This window comes from Stenotrophomonas sp. MYb238, from assembly GCF_009496535.1.
Taxonomy (GTDB): Bacteria; Pseudomonadota; Gammaproteobacteria; order Xanthomonadales; family Xanthomonadaceae; genus Stenotrophomonas.
In genome coordinates, this window is record NZ_WIDL01000008.1 from 1 (window position 1) to 22209 (window position 22209).

The 22209-nt window shown below is 67.9% G+C and carries 18 protein-coding genes and 1 riboswitch; of the genes, 11 read left to right on the top strand and 7 right to left on the bottom strand.

Annotation, left to right across the window (positions count from 1 at the left end; all coding sequences use genetic code 11):
- The 3 genes from CQ393_RS07030 to CQ393_RS07040 form a co-directional block, all read right to left on the bottom strand.
- Positions 1-831 (bottom strand): homoserine dehydrogenase (locus CQ393_RS07030; RefSeq protein ID WP_153190853.1); only part of this gene is annotated, 831 nt, incomplete at its 3' end.
- Positions 828-2072 carry an O-succinylhomoserine (thiol)-lyase gene (locus tag CQ393_RS07035; RefSeq protein WP_153190854.1) on the bottom strand — a complete coding sequence of 415 codons (1245 nt, stop codon included), beginning with the start codon at positions 2070-2072 and terminating at the stop codon, positions 828-830. The genes CQ393_RS07035 and CQ393_RS07030, both read right to left, overlap by 4 nt.
- Entirely contained in the window at positions 2069-3097 is a 1029-nt protein-coding gene (locus CQ393_RS07040) for a homoserine O-succinyltransferase (RefSeq protein ID WP_153190855.1), read from the bottom strand. The genes CQ393_RS07035 and CQ393_RS07040 overlap by 4 nt, the downstream gene beginning before the upstream one ends.
- A 67-nt stretch (positions 3098-3164) precedes the next feature.
- A riboswitch (SAM riboswitch) is annotated at positions 3165-3284 on the bottom strand.
- A gap of 113 nt (positions 3285-3397) precedes the next feature.
- On the opposite strand from CQ393_RS07040, the gene CQ393_RS07045 reads away from it, so the two are divergent.
- From CQ393_RS07045 to CQ393_RS07060, 4 genes are all read left to right on the top strand, one after another.
- A complete protein-coding gene (locus tag CQ393_RS07045) occupies positions 3398-4213 on the top strand; it encodes a M23 family metallopeptidase (RefSeq protein ID WP_153190856.1) in 816 nt (271 codons plus the stop codon).
- A gap of 58 nt (positions 4214-4271) precedes the next feature.
- Positions 4272-5876 carry a peptide chain release factor 3 gene (locus tag CQ393_RS07050; protein ID WP_153190857.1) on the top strand — a complete coding sequence of 535 codons (1605 nt, stop codon included), beginning with the start codon at positions 4272-4274 and terminating at the stop codon, positions 5874-5876.
- 82 nt (positions 5877-5958) lie between these two features.
- Entirely contained in the window at positions 5959-6612 is a 654-nt protein-coding gene (locus tag CQ393_RS07055; protein WP_153190858.1) for a hemolysin III family protein, read from the top strand.
- 109 nt (positions 6613-6721) lie between these two features.
- Positions 6722-8695: an AsmA family protein gene (locus CQ393_RS07060; protein ID WP_343199780.1), complete on the top strand. Its 1974-nt coding sequence runs from the start codon at positions 6722-6724 to the stop codon at positions 8693-8695.
- 14 nt (positions 8696-8709) lie between these two features.
- On the opposite strand, the gene CQ393_RS07065 is transcribed toward CQ393_RS07060, so the two are convergent.
- Genes CQ393_RS07065 through mtgA form a run of 3 tightly spaced genes read right to left on the bottom strand, consistent with a single transcriptional unit; the run spans position 8710 to position 10909 of the window.
- The gene (locus CQ393_RS07065; RefSeq protein WP_153190859.1) at positions 8710-9141 is read right to left on the bottom strand and encodes a CBS domain-containing protein; all 432 of its coding nucleotides are present in this window, start codon (positions 9139-9141) and stop codon (positions 8710-8712) included.
- The gene (locus CQ393_RS07070; protein ID WP_153190860.1) at positions 9101-10120 is read right to left on the bottom strand and encodes a glycosyltransferase family 2 protein; all 1020 of its coding nucleotides are present in this window, start codon (positions 10118-10120) and stop codon (positions 9101-9103) included. Before CQ393_RS07070 ends, CQ393_RS07065 begins: the two co-directional genes overlap by 41 nt.
- Positions 10121-10177: 57 nt before the next feature.
- On the bottom strand, positions 10178-10909 hold the full coding sequence (gene mtgA, locus CQ393_RS07075) for a monofunctional biosynthetic peptidoglycan transglycosylase (RefSeq protein WP_153190971.1): 732 nt from the start codon (positions 10907-10909) through the stop codon (positions 10178-10180).
- 74 nt (positions 10910-10983) lie between these two features.
- Here mtgA and CQ393_RS07080 point away from each other — a divergent pair, with 74 nt between their 5' ends.
- The 7 genes from CQ393_RS07080 (at position 10984) to CQ393_RS07110 (ending at position 21452) form a co-directional block, all read left to right on the top strand.
- Positions 10984-11877 carry an Hsp33 family molecular chaperone HslO gene (locus CQ393_RS07080; protein ID WP_153190861.1) on the top strand — a complete coding sequence of 298 codons (894 nt, stop codon included), beginning with the start codon at positions 10984-10986 and terminating at the stop codon, positions 11875-11877.
- A 119-nt stretch (positions 11878-11996) separates the two neighbouring features.
- The gene (locus tag CQ393_RS07085; RefSeq protein ID WP_153190862.1) at positions 11997-12860 is read left to right on the top strand and encodes a hypothetical protein; all 864 of its coding nucleotides are present in this window, start codon (positions 11997-11999) and stop codon (positions 12858-12860) included.
- A 235-nt stretch (positions 12861-13095) separates the two neighbouring features.
- A complete protein-coding gene (locus tag CQ393_RS07090) occupies positions 13096-15732 on the top strand; it encodes a TonB-dependent receptor (protein WP_153190863.1) in 2637 nt (878 codons plus the stop codon).
- Positions 15733-15798: 66 nt separating this feature from the next.
- Complete coding sequence (locus tag CQ393_RS18430) at positions 15799-17241, top strand: sulfotransferase (protein ID WP_153190864.1); 1443 nt, start codon at positions 15799-15801, stop codon at positions 17239-17241.
- Positions 17238-18176 (top strand): methyltransferase domain-containing protein, encoded by a 939-nt coding sequence (locus CQ393_RS07100; protein WP_153190865.1) that lies wholly within the window; start codon positions 17238-17240, stop codon positions 18174-18176. Before CQ393_RS18430 ends, CQ393_RS07100 begins: the two co-directional genes overlap by 4 nt.
- Positions 18169-20094: a glycosyltransferase family 41 protein gene (locus CQ393_RS07105; RefSeq protein WP_153190866.1), complete on the top strand. Its 1926-nt coding sequence runs from the start codon at positions 18169-18171 to the stop codon at positions 20092-20094. The genes CQ393_RS07100 and CQ393_RS07105 overlap by 8 nt, the downstream gene beginning before the upstream one ends.
- The gene (locus CQ393_RS07110; RefSeq protein ID WP_153190867.1) at positions 20091-21452 is read left to right on the top strand and encodes a putative 2OG-Fe(II) oxygenase; all 1362 of its coding nucleotides are present in this window, start codon (positions 20091-20093) and stop codon (positions 21450-21452) included. The genes CQ393_RS07105 and CQ393_RS07110 overlap by 4 nt, the downstream gene beginning before the upstream one ends.
- On the opposite strand, the gene CQ393_RS07115 is transcribed toward CQ393_RS07110, so the two are convergent.
- On the bottom strand, positions 21449-22048 hold the full coding sequence (locus tag CQ393_RS07115) for a TetR/AcrR family transcriptional regulator (protein ID WP_153190868.1): 600 nt from the start codon (positions 22046-22048) through the stop codon (positions 21449-21451). The two genes, CQ393_RS07110 and CQ393_RS07115, sit on opposite strands and share 4 nt — an antisense overlap.
- Between the last annotated feature and the right edge of the window lie 161 nt (positions 22049-22209).

The following is a 22209-nucleotide window of genomic DNA, read 5'->3' on the forward strand; positions in this document are numbered from 1 at the left end:
GCCCGCCCGCTGCAGCCATTCCTGCAGCGGCGCATCCAGCTGTGCCAGCCCGGCATCGACTTCGCCGGCCGGCAGCGCCGCCAACGCCGGCGGCACCAGCGATTCCACCTTCACCTGCTCCGCTTCCAGCGCGATGCCGGCCGCGCGCGCCAGGATCAGCAGCTTGCGGCGCACGTCCTCGCCGGACAGGTCGATGCGCGGATCCGGCTCGGTATAGCCGGCCGCCGCCGCCTCGCGCACGCAGGCCGAGAACGGCCGGCTGCCGTCGTAACGATGGAACAGCCAGGCCAGCGAACCGGACAGCACGCCTTCGACGGCATGCACCTGGTCGCCGCCGGCCACCAGCGCGCGGATGCTGGACAGCAGCGGCAGGCCTGCGCCGACCGTGGCCGCATCGCCATAGCGCACGCCGCCGGCGGCCACCAGCCCGCCGATCTGCCGCGCGCGCGCCAGCGTGGTGCCGTTGCCCAGCTTGTTGGCGGTGACCACGTGGATGCCCCGCGCCAGCCAGTGCGCGTGCTCGGCGGCCACGTCCTCGCTTGCGGTGGCATCGACCACGATGTCGCCGGCCTGCAGGCGCCCGGCTTCCTCAGGGTGCGCCGGCGCATCGCCCTGCCGGTCGGCGAGGCGGGCGCGCGACAGCACGGCCTCGGGAGCGTCGCCGCAGGCCAGCGCGACGCGTGAGTTCGCCACCACGTGCAGCGACGGCAGCTCGATCTGCCGCTGCCGCAGGGCCTGGTAGCGGGCCACGAAGGCCGAACCGACGATACCGGTGCCCAGCAGCGCGAGCCGCGCCTGCGCTGCCGTCCGCGGACGCAGCTGCGCGCTCATGCATCCACCGTTTTTCGCTGGGCGTCGAGGCCGCGCTCGGCCAGCACGCGCGCGGCGCGCAGCAGGCCCGCCTGCAGGTCGGCCACCAGGTCCTCGCTGGCCTCGATGCCGACCGACAGCCGCAGCAGGCCATCGCTGATGCCGGCCTTGGCGCGCGCTTCGGGCGTCATCGCCGCATGGGTCATGGTGGCCGGATGCGCGACCAGGCTCTCCACGCCGCCCAGCGATTCGGCAAGGGTGAAATAGCGCAGGCCCTCGGCGAAGGCGCGCACCGCCGCGTGCGGGTCGGCGCCTTCGCACTGTGCCAGTTCGAAGGACAGCATCGCGCCGAAACCCTTCTGCTGGCGCGCGGCCACCGCGTGGCCCGGATGCGATTCCAGCCCCGGGTAATAGACGTTGGCAACCACGTCGCTGGCGGCCAGCACCTCGACCAGCGCGCGGGTGTTCTCCTGGTGCACGCGCAGGCGCGCATCGAGCGTGCGCAGGCCGCGCAGGGTCAGGAAGGCATCGAACGGCGAGCCGGTCAGGCCCAGCGCGTTGGCCCACCACACCAGCTGCTGGTGCACCTCGGGCTCGCGCGCGATCACCGCGCCGCCGACCACGTCGCTGTGGCCGTTGACGTACTTGGTGGTCGAGTGCAGCACCAGGTCGGCGCCGAAGGCGATCGGATTCTGCAGCGCCGGCGACAGGAAGGTGTTGTCGACCACGACCTTGGCGCCGGCCCTGTGCGCGGCGTCGATCACGAAGCGCAGGTCGGTGATGCGCAGCAGCGGGTTGGACGGGGTCTCCACCAGCACCAGCTTCGGCCCCTGCGCCAGCGCCTCGGCGAGCGCGCGCGGGTCGGTCAGGTCGGCGGTGATCAGCTCAAAGTGGCCCTTGGCCGCCAGCGCGTTGAACAGCCGCCAGCTGCCGCCGTACGCGTCGTGCGGCACCACCAGCTTCTCGCCGGGCTGCAGCAGCGCGTTGAGCACCAGGTTGATCGCGCCCATGCCGGTGGAGGTGATGACGCCGCCGGCGCCGCCTTCCAGCTCGGCCAGCGCCTCGCCCAGCAGGTCGCGGGTCGGGTTGCCGCTGCGGGTGTAGTCGTACTGGCGCTTGTTGCCGAAGCCGTCGAAGCTGAAATTGGACGACAGCACGATCGGCGGCGTCACCGCGCCGAAGGCGGTATCGCGGTCGATGCCGGCACGCACGGCCGCGGTGGCGCGGCAACAGGACACATCGGAAGCGGTGGACAGGCTCATGCGTTTTCTCCGGGAAGGCGTAGGGCGTTGGCGAGGATCGCGTCGATGCGATCGGTTTCTTTCAGGAAGGCGTCGTGGCCGTAGGGCGAGCGCAGCACGCGCAGGCTGCCGCGCGTGCCCAGGCCCTCGACCAGCGAGACGAGGTCGGACAGCGGCACCAGGCGGTCGCCCTCGACCGCGACCACCAGCGTCGGCACGCTGACGGCGGCCGGATCGACGCGGTGCAGGTCGATGGATTCGGACAGGCGCAGGTAGGCGTCGACGCGGGTGCGCGCCACGTACTGCGCGCCGGCGGCGTCGAGATAGTCCTCGGCGGCCACGCGCACGCGGCCGTTCACCACCTCCGGCGCGGCGTCGAAGCGCTCGCCGAATTCCTCGGGGGTGCGGTAGCTGAGCATGGCGAACTGGCGCGCCAGCGCCAGCCCGTGGGTTTCGGCGCATTGCAGCTGGCCGAGCGCGACCGCGCGCCGCTGCAGCGCGCGCCAGGCCGAGGCGTAGGGATGCGGGCGGTGCGCGCCGCTGACCGCGACCAGCCGGACCAGCCGCTGCGGGTGGCGGATCGCCATCTGCAGGCCGACCAGCGCGCCGTAGGAATAGCCGACGTAGCCATGCAGGCAGTCGATGCCCAGCGCGTCGAGCAGCGCGGCGATGGCGTCGGCCTGGTCGGCGGTGTCGATCGGCACGTCGAGGTCGCCGTCCGCGCCGATGAAATCGAAACCGAGCAGGCGCCGGCGCTGCGGGTCCAGCGCGCGGCCGCAGCCGACCAGCCCTTCGGCCCAGCCCTTCTCGCCGAACACGGCATTGGCGGCCAGGTGGCGGTGCGCGGAAATACCGCCGGCCACCAGCACCACCGGCGCGTCCGCCCTGCCGACCAGTTCGTAGCGCAGGCGCAACACGCGCGTGCCGGCATGGCGCATCGCCAGGCGTAGTTCGATTTCCCCGCGAACGGCAGCGACGGCATGCGACCCGCCCTCGGGCGCGGCGGCCGGAAATTCTCGGGTGGCGGTGGCGGTGGCGAAACTCATGGCGGTATCCGGTAAGGAGCAGCCATCGAGCTTCGCGGGCCCGTGTTCGCCGTGCGTGGCACGGATCGAACCATCTTTCGGCGGACACAGTGGTCACCGCAGGATTTGGCACCAAACACAGGCGCTTGCGCACCTGCTGGTTGCCCCGGCTTCAAAGGGCCTGTCCCTCTGCCGGTCTCGATGGTGGGCACACGATGCCAGCCGTTGCCAGCCATGTCAATCTCTTTATTCGGATGGAGCGATGGAGTTTCCACTGCAACCATGCCGGCATAATCCAGAACCCCTTGCCACCGCCGCCGCATGCGCCGCCTGCCGCTCCTGCTCCTGTCCGCGACACTCGCCCTGCCCGCCCTGGGCGAATCCCCGGCCTCGCGCTGGCGCCAGGGCTGGGGACTGGCCGGTACGGTCGCGGCGGAGAGCGGCATCGACGGCGACGGCCGCTTCGCCAGCCTGACCCTGCAGCGCCGCGCGGGCGGCCATGAAGCGCAGGTACGCAACCTGCTGGCCGGACCGGTGCAGGTCCGCCTGCGCGCTGGCGACGACGGCATCGCTGCGGTGCTGGCCGCCGGCGAACAGCGCCGCCTGGCGTGGCTGGCCGACGATGGCAGCCCGGTCCGCCTGCTGCTCGACGCCTTTCCCGGCGACCCGTCCGCCCGTCCGGCCGATCATCTCTACCGGCTGCCGTTCGACGGCGCGCCGGTCCGCGTCAGCCAGGGCATCGATGGCCATCGCAGCCACGGCGACGCGCAGAACCGCTACGCGATCGATTTCCCGCTGCCCGAGGGCACGCCGGTCCTGGCCGCCCGCGCCGGCACGGCGATGCAGGTGGTGTCCGACTCGGCCGGCGAGGGCTGCCTGGTCCGGGTGCTGCACGCCGACGGCAGCATGGCCCTCTACGCCCACCTGCAGGCGGGCAGCCTGTCGGTCCGGCCGGGACAGCCGGTCCAGGCCGGGCAACCGCTGGCCCGCTCCGGCAATACCGGCCACAGCACCGGCCCGCACCTCCACTTCGCCGTGCAGGCCAACACCAGCCTGGCGCTGGCCTCGATTCCGTTCCGCATGGCCGGCCCGCGCGGCGAGTTGCGCTTCGCCCGCCAGACGGGCGCCCCGCCCTGAGCGGCTATAATCGCCGGCTTCCCTTTCCCAATGCGCGCCCGCCGCGGGCGCAGCCGCCATGTCCGAAGTCGCCTCCGAAGCCGCGCGCCGCCGCACCTTCGCCATCATTTCCCACCCCGACGCCGGCAAGACCACGCTGACCGAAAAGCTGCTGCTGTTCGGAGGCGCGATCCAGATGGCCGGTTCGGTGAAGTCGCGCAAGACCAGCCGCCATGCCACCTCCGACTGGATGGCGCTGGAGAAGGAGCGCGGCATCTCGGTCACCTCCTCGGTGATGCAGTTCCCGTACGAAGGCAAGATCGTCAACCTGCTCGACACCCCCGGCCACGCCGACTTCGGCGAGGACACCTATCGCGTGCTCACCGCGGTGGACTCGGCGCTGATGGTGATCGACGTGGCCAAGGGCGTGGAGGAACGCACCATCAAGCTGATGGAGGTGTGCCGCCTGCGCACCACCCCGATCATGACCTTCATCAACAAGCTCGACCGCGAGGGCAAGGACCCGATCGAACTGCTGGACGAGGTCGAGACCGTGCTGGGCATCCAGTGCGCGCCGGTCACCTGGCCGATCGGCATGGGCCAGCGCCTGAAGGGTGTGGTGCACCTGCTCACCGGCGAGGTGCACCTGTACGAACCCGGCCGCAACTTCACCCGCCAGGATTCGACCATCTTCCCGTCGCTGGACGCGCCCGGCCTGGCCGAGCGCATCGGCGAGAAGATGCTGGCCGACCTGCGCGAGGAACTGGAACTGGTGCAGGGCGCCAGCCATCCGTTCGACAAGGACGCCTACCTGCGCGGCGAGCAGACCCCGGTGTTCTTCGGCTCGGGCGTGAACAATTTCGGCGTGCAGCCGCTGCTGGACTTCTTCGTCGAGCACGCGCCGGCGCCGCAGCCGCGCGCCACCACCGGCCGCGACATCGCCCCGCAGGAAGACAGGCTGACCGGCTTCGTGTTCAAGATCCAGGCCAACATGGACCCGCAGCACCGCGACCGTGTCGCCTTCATGCGCGTCTGTTCTGGCAAGTTCTCCGCCGGCATGAAGACCTTCCACGTGCGCACCGGCAAGGAAATGAAGCTGGCCAACGCGCTGACCTTCATGGCTTCCGACCGCGAGATCGCCGCCGAGGCCTGGCCAGGCGACGTGATCGGCATCCACAACCACGGCACCATTTCCATCGGCGATACGTTCACCGAGGGCGAGGCGGTCACCTTCACCGGCATCCCCAACTTCGCCCCGGAACTGTTCCGCCGCGCGCGGCTGAAGGACCCGCTCAAGCTCAAGCAGCTGCAGAAGGGCCTGGCGCAGCTGTCCGAGGAAGGCGCCACCCAGTTCTTCCGCCCGCTCATGAGCAACGACCTGATCCTGGGCGCGGTCGGCGTGCTGCAGTTCGACGTGGCCGCCTACCGCCTGAAGGACGAATACGGCGTGGAAGCCATCTTCGAGCCGGTCGGCGTGGTCACCGCGCGCTGGGTGCATTGCGACAACCCGAAGAAGCTGGAGGAGTTCCGCGAGAAGAACGCCAGCAACCTGGCCGTGGACGCCGCCGGGCACCTAGTCTACCTCGCCCCGACCCGCGTCAACCTGCAGTTGGCGCAGGAACGCGCGCCGGACGTGCGCTTCTCCGCCACACGCGAAGCCGCGCACACCGTCTCGGTGGAATGAATGCCGTGCCGCCTGACGCCATCCGGAACGGGCGCCAGGCGTACGGATGCAGCGGGTGCTGCATTGCGGTAACTTGCCGCCCATGCCTACCGTCGCCCCCCCGCGGCATCATGCCGCCGACATCCGCGAGGAAATCGCCAGCGCCCTGACCCATGGCCTGGGCGCGGTCACCGCGCTGGGCGCCAGCGCCGTGCTGATCACGCTGGCCGCCATCTACGGCGACGGCTGGCAACTGGCCAGCGCCATCGTCTTCGGCATCGCGCTGCTGCTGCTCTACACCGCTTCCACCCTGTACCACGCCATCCAGCACCCGGTGGCCAAGGGCCGGCTGAAGATCTTCGACCACTGCGCGATCTACATCCTGATCGCCGGCACCTATACCCCCTTCACCCTGATCGGACTGCGCGGGCCGTGGGGCTGGGGACTGTTCGCGGCGATCTGGACACTGGCCGTCGGCGGGGTGATCTTCAAGCTGTTCTACACCGGCCGCTTCAAGCGCCTTTCGACGCTGATCTACATCGCCATGGGCTGGCTGGTGATCGTGGCGATCAAGCCGATGTGGCGCGAACTGGATGGCTTCACCCTCGGCTGGCTGTTCACCGGTGGCGTGTTCTACACGCTGGGCACCTATTTCTATCACCGCGAATCGGTGCGCTATTCGCATGCCATCTGGCACCTGTTCGTGATCGGCGGCAGCGTCTGCCATTTCGTCTCGGTGACGGCGCAGATCCTCTAGTTCCCGATGCGCGCATGCCGGTGCGGGCCACGCCCCGGCAACGGAACCTGCACGCCGCGCGAATGAATGCTTCGCATCGCGTGCACGAGACGGCGGCAACCATGGCCGCGTGAATACTGCACCTGCCCCCGCTGCGCCGCGCACGTCGCGCTGGCGCTTCAGCCGCCCCGGAAAGCGTGGCCAGCGCTGGCTGGCGGCGTTCGCCCTGCTCGCCGCGGCCATCGTCGTGCTGCTGTTGCTCTGGGACTGGAACTGGTTCAGGGGTCCGGTGGAGCGCATGGTGCAGGCACGCACCGGCCGCGCCCTGCACATCGGCAATCTCGATGTCAACCTGGGCCGCACCAGCACCGTGCGCGCCGACCGCATCACCTTCGCCAACGCGCCCTGGGCGAAACGGCCGGACATGGCCCGCGCCGACCGGGTCGAGATCGACCTGCGCCTGTGGCCGCTGCTTCGCGGCAGCGTGCAGTTGCCGGAGATACGCCTCACCCGCCCCGACCTGCTGCTGCAGACCGCCCCCCGGCGCGGCGATCCCGGCAACTGGGCCTTCCTCACCGGCGGCAATGGCGGCCAGTCAGTGCAGCTCAAGCGCCTGCGCGTGGACGACGGCCGGCTGCAGTTCCAGGACGAAGCCGGTCGTACCGACATCCAGCTCGACGTCCGCAGCGGCACGGCAAAGCAGGCCACCGCGGCGCCACCGTTGCTGCTGGAGGGCAAGGGACATTGGCGCGGCGCCTCCTTCACCGTGCGCGGCGGCACCGAATCGCCGCTGGAACTGGCCGACAGCGACCATCCCTTCCGCCTGCACCTCGATGGCCGCGCTGGCGCCACCCATGCCGTCGCCACAGGCACGCTGACCAATCCGTTCCAGTTGCAGGTGTTCGACCTGCAGTTGCGGCTCAGTGGCCAGGACCTGGAGGACCTGTATCCGCTGGTCGGGCTCGCCCTGCCTTCGTCGCCGCCGTACCGGCTCGATGGCCGGCTCAAGCGCGACTACCAGGTCTGGCGCTACGAGAAGTTCAGCGGGCAGGTCGGCGACAGCGACCTGGCCGGCGACGTGCAGATCGACGTGGCCGGCGAACGCCCGCGGCTGACCGCCGCGCTGGTCTCGCGCCGGCTGGACTTCGACGACCTCGCCGGTTTCGTCGGCGCGCCGCCCAGGACCGGCGACGGCGAGACGGCCAACGCCGAACAGAAGGCCAGGGCCGCCGCGCTGACGGCCAAGCCCACGGTGCTGCCGGACACGCCCTACGACCTGGCCAAACTGCGGGCGATGGATGCCGACGTGCGCTGGAAGGCGCAGCGCATCAATTCGCCATCGCTGCCGCTGGACGACATGGATGCCCACCTGCTGCTCGACGACGGCCTGCTGCGCCTGGAACCGTTGAACTTCGGCGTGGCCGGGGGCGACATCCGCAGCACCGTGCGCATGGACGCGCGCCGCCCGCAGATCACCACCGCGCTCGACGCCAGCGTGCGCGGCGTGCAGCTGGGCCAGCTTTTCCCCGATGCCAAGCTCGCCGAACAGGCATCGGGCGGCATCGGCGGGCGGGTGCAGCTGTCCGGCACCGGCAATTCCATCGCCGCCATGCTCGGCAGCAGCGACGGCAACGTGGGGCTGGGCATGGGCCGCGGCCACGTCGGCAACCTGCTGATGGAACTGGCGGGACTGGACGTGGCGGAGTCGCTGAAGTTCCTGTTCACCGGCGACCGCCAGATCCCGCTGCGCTGCGCCTTCGCCGACTTCGGCGTGGAGGACGGCCTGATGGAGGCGCGTTCGCTGGCCTTGGACACCACCGACACGTTGATCGTGGGCGAAGGCAGCATCAGCCTCAAGCGCGAGGAACTGGACCTGCTGCTGCGGCCCCGGCCCAAGGACAAGAGCATCCTCGCCCTGCGTTCGCCGCTGCGGATCGGCGGCACCTTCAAGGACCCCTCGTTCCGCCCCGACTTCAAGGCACTGGGCCTGCGTGGCGCCATCGCCCTGACCCTGGGCAGCATCACCCCGCCGGCGGCGCTGCTGGCCACCATCGAAACCGGGCCCGGCAAGGACGCCGACTGCGGCGGCCACTACGCGAAGTAGCCGCCGTCGCCGGATCAGCCGCCGACGATGTACTGCTGCAGCTGCCCCAGTTCCTGCCGCTGCTGCTCGATCACCGACTTGACCAGGTCGCCGATGGAAATCACGCCCAGCACCGCGTCGTCCTCGACCACCGGCAGGTGACGGATACGGCGGTCGGTCACCAGTTGCAGGCAATCCTCCACCGTGTCCGTCGGCGTCACCGTGACCAGTTCGGCGGTCATGATCGCCGCCACCGGCGTATCGCGCGAGGAGCGGTCGCGCAGCACGATCTTGCGCGCGTAGTCGCGCTCGGAAAGGATGCCGGCTAGGCGCGCGCCGTCCATCACCAGCACCGCGCCGATGCCCTTCTCGGCCATCAGCCGGATCGCGTCGATCACCGCGCTCTGCGGCGCTACCGCGTGGATCTCAGGGGACTTGGTCCCGAGCAACTGACGAACGGTCTGCATGGCGTTCTCCCGTGCTGGCGGATGCGTGCGATAGTGCCACGCCGGCCGGCCGCCAGGTGTCAACCAGGTACAGCGGCCGCTGCTTGGCCTCCATGTACAGGCGCCCCAGGTATTCACCGATCAGCCCCAGCGCGATCAGCTGCACGCCACCCAGGAACAGGATCACCGCCATCATCGTCGGCCACCCCGCGACGCGGTCGCCATACAGCGCCGCCTTGCCCACCACCCAGGCGCCGAAGCCGAATGCCGAAGCGGCGGTCAGCAGGCCCAGGTAGGTCGCCACGCGCAATGGCGCGGTGGAAAAGCTGGTGATGCCTTCCAGCGCGAAATTCCACAGCTTCCAGAAACCGAACTTGCTGCGCCCGGCCATGCGCGGCGCACGATGGTACGGCAGCGCCACCCGGCGGAAACCGACCCAGCCGAACAGCCCCTTCATGAAACGCTGCCGTTCGCGCAGCTGCCGCAGCGCGGCCAGCGCGCGCGGCGACAGCAGCCGGAAATCGCCGGTATCGGCGGGGATGGGCGTTTTCGACAGGCGCCCGATCACCCGGTAGAACGCCGCCGCGGTGGCGCGCTTGAGCCAGCCCTCGCCGTCGCGCACCAGGCGCGTGCCGTAGACGTCGTCGTGTCCCTGCCGCCACAACGCGACGAACTGCGGGATAAGCTCCGGCGGGTCCTGCCCGTCCGCATCCAGGATCAGCGCCGCGCCGTCGTCCACCAGATCCAGCCCGGCGGTGAGCGCGGCCTCCTTGCCGAAATTGCGCGACAGGCGCAGCGCGGCCACCTGCGGGTCGGTCGCCGCCAGCTGCTGCATCAACGACCAGGTGGCGTCGGTACTGCCGTCGTCCACGTAGAGCACGCGCCCGTCGATGTCCGGCAGGCGCTCGAGCTCGGCGCGGACGCGCGGGTGCAGCAACGGCAGCGCGTCCTGCTCGTTGCAGGCGGCGATGACGATGGTCAGCCGGTCGCGGGATGTCATGCGCGCATTCTACGGAATCCCGTCGGCAAGCCCGGCCCTCTCCCGCACGCAGCGGCTTCAGTCATCGCCTACCGCGTAGCCGGAGCCGCCCAGTTGCCGCGCCTGGCGCTGGATCCAGGCGGCACGGCGCTGCACGAACGGGCCGGGCTGGGTCGCGCTGTAGCGGCGCGGCGACGGCAGCACCGCGGCAAGGCGCGCGCTCTCGCCCGCCGACAGCCGTCCCGCGTCCTTGCCCCAGAAACGCCGCGACGCGGCCTGCACGCCGTAGACGCCGTCGCCGAACTCGGCGACGTTGGCGTACATCTCCAGGATCCGCCGCTTCGGCCAGAGCGCTTCGATCAGCACCGTGTACCAGGCTTCCAGCCCCTTGCGCAGCCAGCTGCGGCCCTGCCACAGGAACAGGTTCTTGGCGACCTGCTGGCTGATCGTGCTGCCGCCGCGCAGGCGCTTGCCGCTGGCGTTGTGGTCCATCGCCTTCTCGATGGCCTCCAGGTCGAAGCCGTTGTGCAGCGGGAAGCGCTGGTCTTCGGCCGCCACCAGCGAGATCGGCACGCTGGCCGCCATCGCGTCCAGGTCGCGCCATTGGTAGTGGATGCGGAAGCCCCAGTCGCCCTGGCCCCAGGCTTCGGCTTGGCGCAGCGCCATCACCGTGGAAAACGGCGGGTCGACGAACCGCAGCACCGCCACCTGCACGACGCTGAACGCCGCCAGCGCGCAGGGCGTGATCCACAGCCATCGCCGCCACCTGCGCCGTGGCCGCACCTTGCGCTCGTCCCGCTCCGTCCCCATCTGCATGCCTGACCCATGAATCCCGACAGTCGGTGCATTATCCGGCACCGGCGTCCCCACACGTGCAGATTCCCATGACCGAAACGTCTGACCTTCTCGTCCGCTTCCTCCTGCCCGAGGCCGGCGTGCGCGGTGTCCACGTCCAGCTCGCCGACAGCTGGCGCGAAATCCTGTCCCACGGCGGCTACCGGCCCTCGGCCATGCGCCTGCTGGGCGAGGCCTGCGTCGCCTCGGCCCTGTTCACCGGCCACATCAAGATCGACGGGCGCCTGTCCATCCAGCTGCGCAGCGGCTCCCCGCTGCGCACGCTGTTTGCCGAATGCACGTCGGCCGGCACCCTGCGCGGCATCGCCCAGGTGGAGGATGGCCAGGATGCCCCGGCCGACCTCTCCCAGCTCGGCGAAGGCGCGCTGCTGGCCATCACCATCGAGAACCCGGGCCTCGACCCGCGCGAACCGCAGCGCTACCAGAGCCTGGTGTCGCTGCAGGGCAGCAGCTTGGACGAGGCGTTCGAGGACTACTTCCGCCATTCCGAGCAGTTGCCCACGCGCCTGCTGCTGGCCGCCGACGGCGACCGCGCCGCCGGCCTGCTGCTGCAGAAGCTGCCCGGCGACCAGGGCGACGACGATGGCTGGGCCCGCGCCGGCGCCCTGTTCGACACGCTGGGCCGCGACGAGCTGCTGGCCGTGGCCGGCCCCGAGCTGCTGCACCGCCTGTTCCATGAGGAACACCTGGAGACCATGGGCGACAAGCCGCTGCGCTTCGGCTGCTCCTGTTCGCGGGAGCGGGTCATCGGCATGCTGCAGTCGCTGGGCGAGGAAGAAGCCCGCACCGCGGCCGCCGAAACCGGCCAGGTGGACGTGCGCTGCGAGTTCTGCGGGCGCGAATATCACTTCCCTTTGACCGAATTCGGCGTATTGTTCGCAGCTACACCAGCCAGCCAGGCCGCTCCAGAGCGGCTGCAGTAACGGCACCGACGAGCTGCGTTCCGGGGAGGACGGAGTCTTGTTAAGAAAACATAAACAACATACGATCAGATTCTCACGCACCGGGAACTTCCCGGCCTTGGCCCTGTCTGATTGAGTCCATGAACGCCTTCCTGCGCCTGCCGCTTGCCTTGCTGATCGCCCTCGGGGTGACTGCGGGCGCGCATGCGCAGGCCAAGCCGCGCGCCACACCGGACAGCACCGTGCTCCCGGTATGGAACAAAGGCAGCGGCAAGGTCGAAGCGCTGCTGTACCTCGAGCCCACCGGCGAACAGGTGGCCGGCGCGCGCTGGCATTTCGGCCGCAACTCCCTCGATGCCGCCTTCGGACTCTCGTCCGGCGATTCGCTCGGCCTGCTGTGCAACAGCAACCGCGGCAGCAGCATCAGCGGGCTGGCCAGCCACTGCATGCTCGCTAGCCTGGGCGATGACGACGATGCGGGTAACGGGCGCCACCTGTCCGCGACCACCGCCTTCAACCGCCCCGGCGGACGCCTCGGCCTGAGCGCAGGCACCGGCCGCGACACCCTGCCGGCCTGGCTGTCCGGCAACGTCAAGGCGCCGGCCGCGCGCATGGAACAGAACGACCTGACCGTCTTCGGCCAGAAGAACATCGGCCGCGAAGGCTTCGTCTCCATTGGCGGCACCTACGCCAAGGCGCGCCTGGTGCCGCTGAGCGATGCTTCGCCCGCGCTCGTCGACCAGTGGGACAGCAAGAGCCTGAGCATCGGCGGCGGCTACGGCCCCTTCAGTGCCAACATCATCGGCCGCGTCGTCGATGCCCCGGGCCAATCCGGCAAGTGGGAAGGCATCGGCCTAGGCCTGACCTGGCGCACCCCGTGGAGCGGCCAGCTCACCGTGGGCGCCGAAAACGTCATTACCCGCGGCAAGAATCCGTTCTCTCCACGCAATGAGAGCAACGACGAAGGGGCTATTCCCTACGTCCGGTACGAACAGGACCTATAAGGGCCAACCTCCAGAGCAGTCACCAGAACGCCTCCGAAAGGAGGCGTTTTTGTTGCAATTGCAACAATACTTTGCCGTATTTCACCAATTCCATGCAGTTCATTAACGAAGCTTTAATTTCAGAAGAGACGGAAGTACTATCGGATCAGCCTCGCGGCTTTGGGACCGCATCTTTCGCTCCTACCGCGCAGGCCATTCCACTTGTAACTACCAAGATCACTTGGAGAGAGAGCCCATGTATTGCAAGTCCAACAAGCTGCGTGACGCAGTGGTGCTGGCCCTGGTCGCCGGCGCCGCCGGCACCACCGGCGCCGCCTTCGCCCAGGATGCCGAAGGCGCCACCAACCTTGACCGCATCGAGGTGACCGGTTCGCGCATCAAGCGCGTCGACGTGGAAGGCCCCAGCCCCGTCACCGTCATCTCGCGCCAGGATATCGAAACCGCCGGCGAGATCTCGGTTGCCGACTTCCTGCGCAACAACGTCTACAACTCGTTCGGCTCCGTCCGTGAATCTTCCGGTTCCGCTACCGGTTCGCAGGCCACCATCAGCCTGCGTGGCCTGGGCTCGGAGTACACCTTGGTGCTGCTGGACGGCCGTCGCATGACCAAGTCCGCCGCTCTGGACGGCGGCTCTGCCAACATCAACCTGATCCCGACCGCCGCGGTCGAGCGCATCGAGATCCTGCGCGAAGGCGCCGGCGCCGTGTATGGCTCGGACGCGATCGGCGGCGTGGTCAACGTCATCCTGCGCAAGGACTACGAAGGCCTGAGCTTCTCGGCGGGCTATGAGTCGCCGAAGATCGGCCCGAATGGCAGGACCGGCAGCATCGCCGGCGGCATCAGTTCCGATCGTGGCAACGTCACCTTCGTCCTGGACCACCAGGAACGCGAGATGATGTACAACCGCGAGATCAAGAACCTCATCACCGGCGCCGGCCTGACCTGGGGCACCAGTGCCTTCAACTCGTCGGCCAACTTCTTCAGCCCGTCCACGGGCCTGGTCGGCGTCGCCAACTGCGACACCTTCGAGAACAGCATCCGCACCAGCCCCACCACCTGCGGATTCGACCACGGCGCGACCTCGGCCAACGAGGCTTCGCTGTCCCGCGACTCGCTGTTGGTCAATTCCAACTACCAGCTCACCGACAACACCTCGTTCTTCTTCCGTGCCATCGCCTCGGATACGAAGAGCGTGGGCGTGTATGCCTCGGCACCGGTGGATTCCTATCCGACCATCGCGGCCGACAACCCGTACAACCCGTTCGGCGTGGACGGCACCCTGTACTACCGCTTCACCCCGCTGGGTACCCGTGACGCGATCCGCAAGGACAGCTACCGCGATTACTCGTTCGGCCTGCAGGGCAACATCGACCTGTTCGGCAAGAGCGCCGATTGGGAAGTATTCGCAGGCCACGGACGCGTCAGCCAGAGCAGCGTCAACTACAACTACGGCCTGAGCAGCGCGCTGCAGGCTGCGATCGACTCGGGCAGCTACAACCCGTTCGATCCCACCTCCCCCAGCGTTGCGGCCGCCGCTCCGTCGGTCGGCCACACCGTCTATGTGGAGAACGAGCAGCGCACCGTCAACGTCGGCGGCAACATCTCCTTCGACCTGTTCGAGATCGGCGGCCGTCCGGCCGGCTTCGTGACCGGCTTCGAGTACCTGGATGACCGCCTCAAGATGGTGTACGACGCCCAGAGCGCCGCCGGCAACGTGTTCGGCTCCGCGGGTGCCGGCAGCGGCGGCTCGCGCGCGTCCTACGCCGCGTACTTCGAAACCCTGCTGCCGCTGCTCGATACCCTGAGCCTGACCCTGGCCGGCCGCTACGACTCCTACAACGACGTCGGCAGCAAGTTCTCGCCGCGCGCCTCGTTCGAGTTCCGTCCCTTCGAATCGCTGCTGGTCCGCGGCTCGTGGGGCAAGGGCTTCCGTGCGCCGACCCTGCCCGACCTGTACGGTGCTCCGTCCACCACGAACCTGAGCAGCCCGCCGCTCTCCTCGGCCGGCCATCCGGGCGGCGACGAGCTCGCATGTAAGGCGCTCCAGGCCGTCCAGGCCACCCCGGGCAATGCCAACTACCAGCCGTACCCGGTCGACCCCTGCACCAGCAAGGACCAGTACCAGTGGCTGGTCTCGTCCAATCCCTTCCTGAAGCCGGAAGAGTCCGAGAACTGGGGCGTGGGCTTCGTCTGGAGCCCGATGAGCAATCTGTCCTTCGCGGTCGATTACTACGACGTGAAGCTCGAGAACGTGATCTCCACCGTTCCGCGCGCGCTGGCATTCCGCTACGGCGACCAGGGCGTCCCGGGCTACGGCGTGGATCGCACCGCCAACATCGTGGCCCCGAACGGCGCCATCCTGCCGGGCGTAGCGCAGCAGATCCTGCTGCCGATCGACAACGGTGCATTGCAGACCGTCCGCGGCGTCGACGTGGAAGCCTCCTACCGCTTCGAAACCGATGCAGCCGGCAACTTCACCACCAAGCTGTCCTGGTCCCACCAGTTGGAGTTCGACTTCACCGCCATTGCGTCGGACAAGCTGGAGCGCGGCGGCACCGCTGGTTATCCGAAGGATCGTGCACAGCTGATGCTGGGCTGGGACAAGGGCGACTTCAATGCCGCCGTCATCACCAACTACATCAGTGACAGTTCGAACGGCACCCCGGCGACCTCCCTGCCGTCGTGGACCACCTTCGATGTCCAGGCCAGCGTCGCCCTGCCGTGGAACGGCAAGGTCACCCTGGGTGTCCGCAACCTGGGCAACAAGATGCCTCCGTTCAACTCCACGCTGTACAGCTTCCCGTACTACGACAACGATCTGTACAACATCTGGGGCCGTACCCCGTATATCCGCTACGAGCAGAACTTCTAATCCAGTCCTGCCCGTTTGAGGGATCGAGGCGACCCGCGTAATGCGGGTCGCCTTTTTTTGGAATACGTGAGCGACTCCTTGATTCTTCCGGAACATGCAGGGAACCTGTCCGACATGGAAAGCCCATGGCATCCGCACCCTGATCCAGGCCTCGAGGCGTTGTTGCAGTCGGACGATGCGGTGGCCCTTGCCGCCGCGCTGCCGCACCCGCGGATTGCGAACGACCCCTATGCGCGCCTGCGCGCGCTCGACCAACTTCATCGACTGGCGCCGCATTCCAGCGAAACGCAGCACCACTGGCTCCAGGCGATGCTCCTGGGCAATCGCCCGCAGCCGGTCTGGAACTGGTTCGATGACGCACTGCAGACCGGCACCTTGAGCGACCAACACCTGCTGCTGGCGGCGCAGGTCGCGCAGGTATCGGGAGCCAGGGACAAGGCAAGGGATCTCTATCTGCGACGGATCCGGGACCATCCGATGGACGTCGACGCATGGCAGAAATACGCCGAGTTCGATGCTCCCCATCTGTCTCCGCATGCGCTGGCGGATCGGCTGCGCGACCTGCTCGCGCGCGTTCCCGATGCCTACAGCGCGGAAAAGCTCCAGTTCGCCTTGTCCGCCTGTCTGCTCCAGACAGATCCGCAACAGGCCTTCGCTCTGGCAAGCGCCGCCCAGCAGCTGAAAAGGAAACGCCTGCCCCACTGGCGGGCCGACCAGGTGCAACAACGCCTGCGCAACGACCTGCAACTCGCCCAGTCCTGTCCCCGACCACGCGCCCTCGCGAAGCCAGGAATGGTCTTCATCGTCGGCATGCCGCGCAGCGGCACGACGCTGCTCAGCTCCTTGCTCGGCGCCCACAGCGCCATGGGCAATGTCGGCGAACAGAACCTCGTGCCGTCGCTGGCCATGCGCACGGTCGGCGAGAGCGCCACGCCGCTTTCAGCGGCCTTCGTCGATTTCGCCAACAGGTGGTACAGGGCGGCGACCGCCGATCTCTGCCCTGACGGCACCATGAGCGTGGACAAACTTCCCTCCAACATCGAGCATTGCGGCTTCATTCTTGCCTGTTTCCCCACGGCCAGGATCATCCACATCCGCCGGGAAACGCACGATTGCGCCGTCTCCATCCATCTGCGCGATTTTGATTTCGGCTGCACATACGCCACCTCGGCCGATGACATCGCCCGCTATCATGCGTTCGTTTCCGACCACGCCCGGCATGTCGCCCGGCTGCATCCCGGCCGCATGGCGACGGTCGACTTCGAGGATCTGGTGTCCTCTCCCGAACCAACCCTGGAGACGCTGCTGGGGCAGCTTGGCCTGGACTGGGAACCGCGCATTCTCGATTTCTGGAAAAAGACACAAAGCACCGCCACGTTCAGCGAATCGCAGGTGCGACGCCCTCTCAACGCCGATGGCCTGGGCCTGGCGCGAAGGGTGGGCGATGCTGCCGCGGACTTCCTGCGCCGCCACGACCAAGCCCATGCCAACACATCTTCAGCCCCATGACTTCGACTAGTCCTTCCGACCTCCATTGGACGGCACTTTGGCAGGCCGGCGTCCTGCACTCGTGCAACTCCGCGATCCAGGGCAACTACGACGGGCAGATACGGGAGTTCTGGAAATCCCGCTTCCAGATGCTGCACCCTGGGCAACAGGTAGTGGATTTGGGCACCGGCAACGGGGCGCTTCTCCTGCTCGCCAAGACGACCACCCCCGGGCTCATCCTGCACGGGATCGACAGCGCCCGGATCGACCCGGCCAAGGTAATGGGCGGCGAAAAGTACGACTACGACGGTATCTGCTTCCATGCGGGCTGCCAGATGAGCTCGTTGCCGTTCGGCGATGGCAGCACCGATCTGGTCACGTCGCAGTACGCCTTCGAATACGCCCCCATGCAACCGGCGCTCGCTGAGACGCTGCGCATCCTGGACCCCGTATCCGGGCGCATCGCCATGGTGCTGCACAGCGAGGATTCCGAAATCTCCCGCATGACGGCCCGCCAACTGCAGGGCCTGGATCTACTGTTCGCGGATCTGGATATCTTCGGCAAGGCGCGGCAGCTCGCGACGGCATTGCGATCCCATCCGAACGGCGCCGAGCAGGCACGGACCAAGTTCAACAGTTCGGCGAGCCTCCTGATGCAGGAACTGTCGTCCGGCACGCACGCCCCCATCGTTGAAAAAGCCTACGCACTACTGCACGGTGCACTGGCTCAGTTGGCCCGCTCGCCCACCACAACGCTGGACATGCTCGACCGGGCGGAGACCCATCTCCGGCACGAGCGAAGGCGCCTGGAGGACATGCAGAAGGCCGCCTATGACCAAGGTCAGCTGCAGGCCCTCGCCGGAAAGCTGCAGGCCACAGGCATGAAGGTGCAGACAGGGGAGCTGCGGCAGGACGGGACCACAATGGGCTGGACGCTGGTCGCGCACCATGAATGAAGGCGACCTCGCACGCAGGCTGCACCAGGCAGGACGGCTGGCCGACGCCGAAGCCGCTTACCGAGCCGCGCTGCAACGCGCGCCGGAGGATGGCGCCCTGCTCAGGGACCTGGGAGTGCTTCTCATGCAATCCAGGCGTCTGTCGGATGCGCTCGTGCAGTTCGCGCGCATACCCCTTCAACATCCCGCCCATCCCTCGTCCCTGGTTCCCAGGGCGCTGTGCGAGCGCGACAGCGGCTTGCCTGGCGATGCGCTGGCAAGCGCGGGCGTGGCCATCGCCGCGACACCTGGCGATCCCTTGGGCTGGCTGCTTCATGGCAGCCTTCTCGTGGCCACCGGCGCCATCGAAACGGCGGAGGCGTCCTTGCGGCGGTGCCTGCACCTGGCGCCCGGGATGGCCGAAGCCCACCACTTCCTCGGCGAATGCCTACAGCGGCAGGGGCGGTACAGGGAAGCCATCGCCGAGTACCAGCACGTCTTGCGGAGCAAGCCGCAAGAAGCACTGAACATCGCGCAATGCGCCGAGTCGCTGGGGGATATGGCGCTTGCTCGTCGGTATTACGAGCATGCCGTCCAGGCGATACCCGCACACCTCCACGCCCATGCGCGCCTGCTGCATGTGCTTTCGTTGACCTGCGATTTCCCTGCCCGCGACGCGCTCAGGAGAAAGCTTGGCCTTCTGCTCGAGCAGCCACTGGCCGACGGCGACAGGCCCGAACCGTTCCATCTCTGCTATCAGCAGCTGGCCCCGGCAACCTACCGGAAGGCGCTGGCCCACTATGCGGCTCAACACCGTGCACGGATCAGGCCTACCAACAGCGCACTTCGCCGCAGCGGCGAACGGATCCACATCGGCTACCTGTCGGCGGACTTCGGCAACCACGCCGTGGGTCATCTGATCCAGGGCCTGCTCCGGGCCCATGACCGTGATGGCTTCAGGATCTCGGCCTTCTCCCTTGCCACCGCGCCGCAAGCGGCGACGCCGATCGTCGAGCATGGTATCGAGGCGTTCTTCCCGCTCGGCGGGCTCTCCGATACCGAGGCGGCCGCGCTGATCGCCGCCCAGGACGTCGATGTCCTGTTCGATCTCGGCGGCTACACCAAAGGTTCCCGCCCCTCCATCCTTGCGCTCCGTCCCGCCGGCATCCAACTGGGTTGGCTTGGTTTCATAAGCCCCCATGAGGCGCCCTGGCTGGATGCGCTCGTCTTCGACGATGTCGTCCAGCCTGAAGATGAAGACTGGCTGTTTTCCGACCATGTCGTCCGGCTGCCTTCCCCTTTGCTGCCTGGCACCGGGCCGGCGACCATCGCTCCGGCTACCCGCGCCGACTTCGGCCTTCCGGAGGTTGGCCCCGTGCTGGCCAGCTTCAACAACACCTACAAACTGAGCGCTGACCTGATCTCGGCATGGGCAGCCATCCTGAGCGCCTGTCCCGACACCCACCTGGCCATCTACGCGCCGGACCATGCGCGCGAGGGCTTGACCACGCATTGGCAGGTCTGCGGCGGCGATGGAAGCCGCCTGATCTTCCTCGACAACATCGACCGGGCCTCCAATCTGGCGCGGATGCGGTGTTGCGACCTGATGCTCGATGCCTTCGACTACAGCGCCGGGGCCACGGCAATCGACGCGCTGGCGGCGGGCCTTCCTGTGCTTTGCAGTACGGGGACGAGCCCGGTATCGCGCCTTTCCGCAAGCATCAACCGCTTCCTGGAGCTACCGGACTTCATCGCGGACTCACCGGCCGACTACATCGAAAAGGCCATCGCGATCATCAACCGGAAGGATGGACTTGCGCAGGCCAGGCAAGCCCTGCTCGCCTCGCCGAAGCGCGACGAACTGCTGGATCCGCGCAGGACGGCAAGGGAGATCGAGGCTCTTTGCCGCGGGCTCCTCCGCGAGGAGGCCACTCCATGACGCCTGCCGATCTGCTTGCCAGCGCACGCCGGCATCTCCATGAAGGACAGCTTGAGCGCGCCATCGCCGGCTACGAGGCCTGCCTCCACCACCACCTGCCCGTGCATGAAGAATATGCGGGGATCCTCTATGGCAATGCCCGCTTCCAGGAGGCCGCGGCGATCATTTCCCGGGCGCTGGACACCACGCCGGACAACCCCCACCTGCACTTCCTGCGGGCCTTGTCGCTGCTAGCTGACGGACGGAGTTTCGCCGCCCTTGCGGACCTTGACGCAGCCCTCCGGATCAGCCCGTCCAACCTCGACTACCTGCGGAAGCGGGCTGCCGCGCAGGCCCAACTGGACATGCTCGACGCCGCGCTGGAGGATTTCAAGCGTGTCGTCCAGCTCACCCCTGGTGATCTGGACGCCGTAGGCAACTGCGGAATCATCCATCTCCGCCGCAACGAATATCCCCAGGCCGTCAACCTGCTGAGCCATTACCTGCGTTTCAAGCCCGGCAACGCCCAGGTGCTGCGCAGCCTGGCCAATGCGCATCGCGGCATGGGAAACAGCGGCATGGCCCTGCAACTGCTCGCGGAACTGGCGGGGAGAAACCCCACAGACAACGCTATCCAGACCGACTATGCCTTGACCCTGCTGGCCACAGGCGATTTCAAGCGCGCGCGAGAGTGCTATCAGAAGGTGGTGGATCGCTCCAGGCGGGATCAGTGGGCCTTGACGGGCCTCTATCTGGCCGACAGCGCCCTGGGAGATGCCGCAGCAGCGCAAGGCCTCATGCACAGGAATCTCGTCATCGAAACCGACGACGCGGACCTCGTGGATCGCGCCTCGCTACGGACAGCGGTCCTTTCCCATCAAGGCCTGCGTTGGGAACCCATAGGCAAATCCACCGCCGGCGGGCAGCAAACCACCCTGCTCGACCTGGCAACCCCATCCTTCGCGCAGCTGTCCGACCTCCTGCAGCAGCGGGTAGCGGAAGCCTTCCGCATCCATCTCGACTCCGCTCTCCCCGAGCACCCTTGGCACCGCGGACGCCCCGCTGGCTGGAAACTGCAGGTCTGGGCAACGGTGCTGCATGGCGAAGGCGGGCACCAACGTTCCCACATACATCCTGCCGGATGGCTGAGCGGCGTCTATTACCTGGACAGCGGCGATGGTGCCGATGGCGAGGGCCAGCTTGTGTTCGGCCACGCTCCGGACGAACTCCGGTTCGACCCGCCGCGGCACGATTTCAGCCATGCCCCCCGGACCGGCCAGATCCTGCTGTTCCCGTCCTTCTTTCTGCACCACACAACGCCGTACCGCGGCCGCAGCAAGCGGATCAGCATCGCGTTCGACGTTCTCCCGCTGGATTAATTGGGAATCAACGTCTCGATCACATGCTCGACGTAGGACTCGAATTCCTCGCGGGCCTGCTTCGGCTGCTGCAGCTGCAGGGAAAGCTGCAGGAAGCCGACATAGGCGGCGTAGGCCAGGCGCGCGCGGTGGCGGGCGTCGGTGGAGCTCAGGCCGGCCTGGCGGAACGAGGCCATCAGGTAGTCCAGGCGGCGCTGCGAGACGCGGTCGATCACCGGGCGCACCAGCGGGTTGTCCAGCGCCTTGAGCAGTTCGCTGTAGATGACGTGCGGGGTCACCTCGTGCGCGACGAGCTGGAACAGCGCGCGCAGGCGGGTACGCGGATCGGGCACTTCCTCCAGACTGCCGAACACCTGCTGCTGCTCGACCAGTTCCCAGCGCTCCAGCGCGGCCTGCAACAGGGCGTCGCGGGACGGGAAATGCCAGTAGAAGCTGCCCTTGGTGACGCCCAGCCGGCGGGCCAGCGGCTCCACCGCGACGGCGCCGACGCCCTGCTCCGCGATCAGGTCCAAGGCCGCCTGGGCCCAGTCGTCCGCGCTGAGGCGGCTGTTGCGTGTACCGCGGGGTTGCGCCGGAGAAGCTGAAGATTCGTTCATCCGCTGATTTAACCATACGCCGGGGACTGGTTGCAGTATGCCCACACAGTCGCCGACGCACGACCGGCGCCATGGCCTGCGCCCTGTGGGAGTAAAGGGCAGTCGATCCATACCCATCAGTATTGACAGGGGTCGTAACCAATCCATACCATCGGGTACGG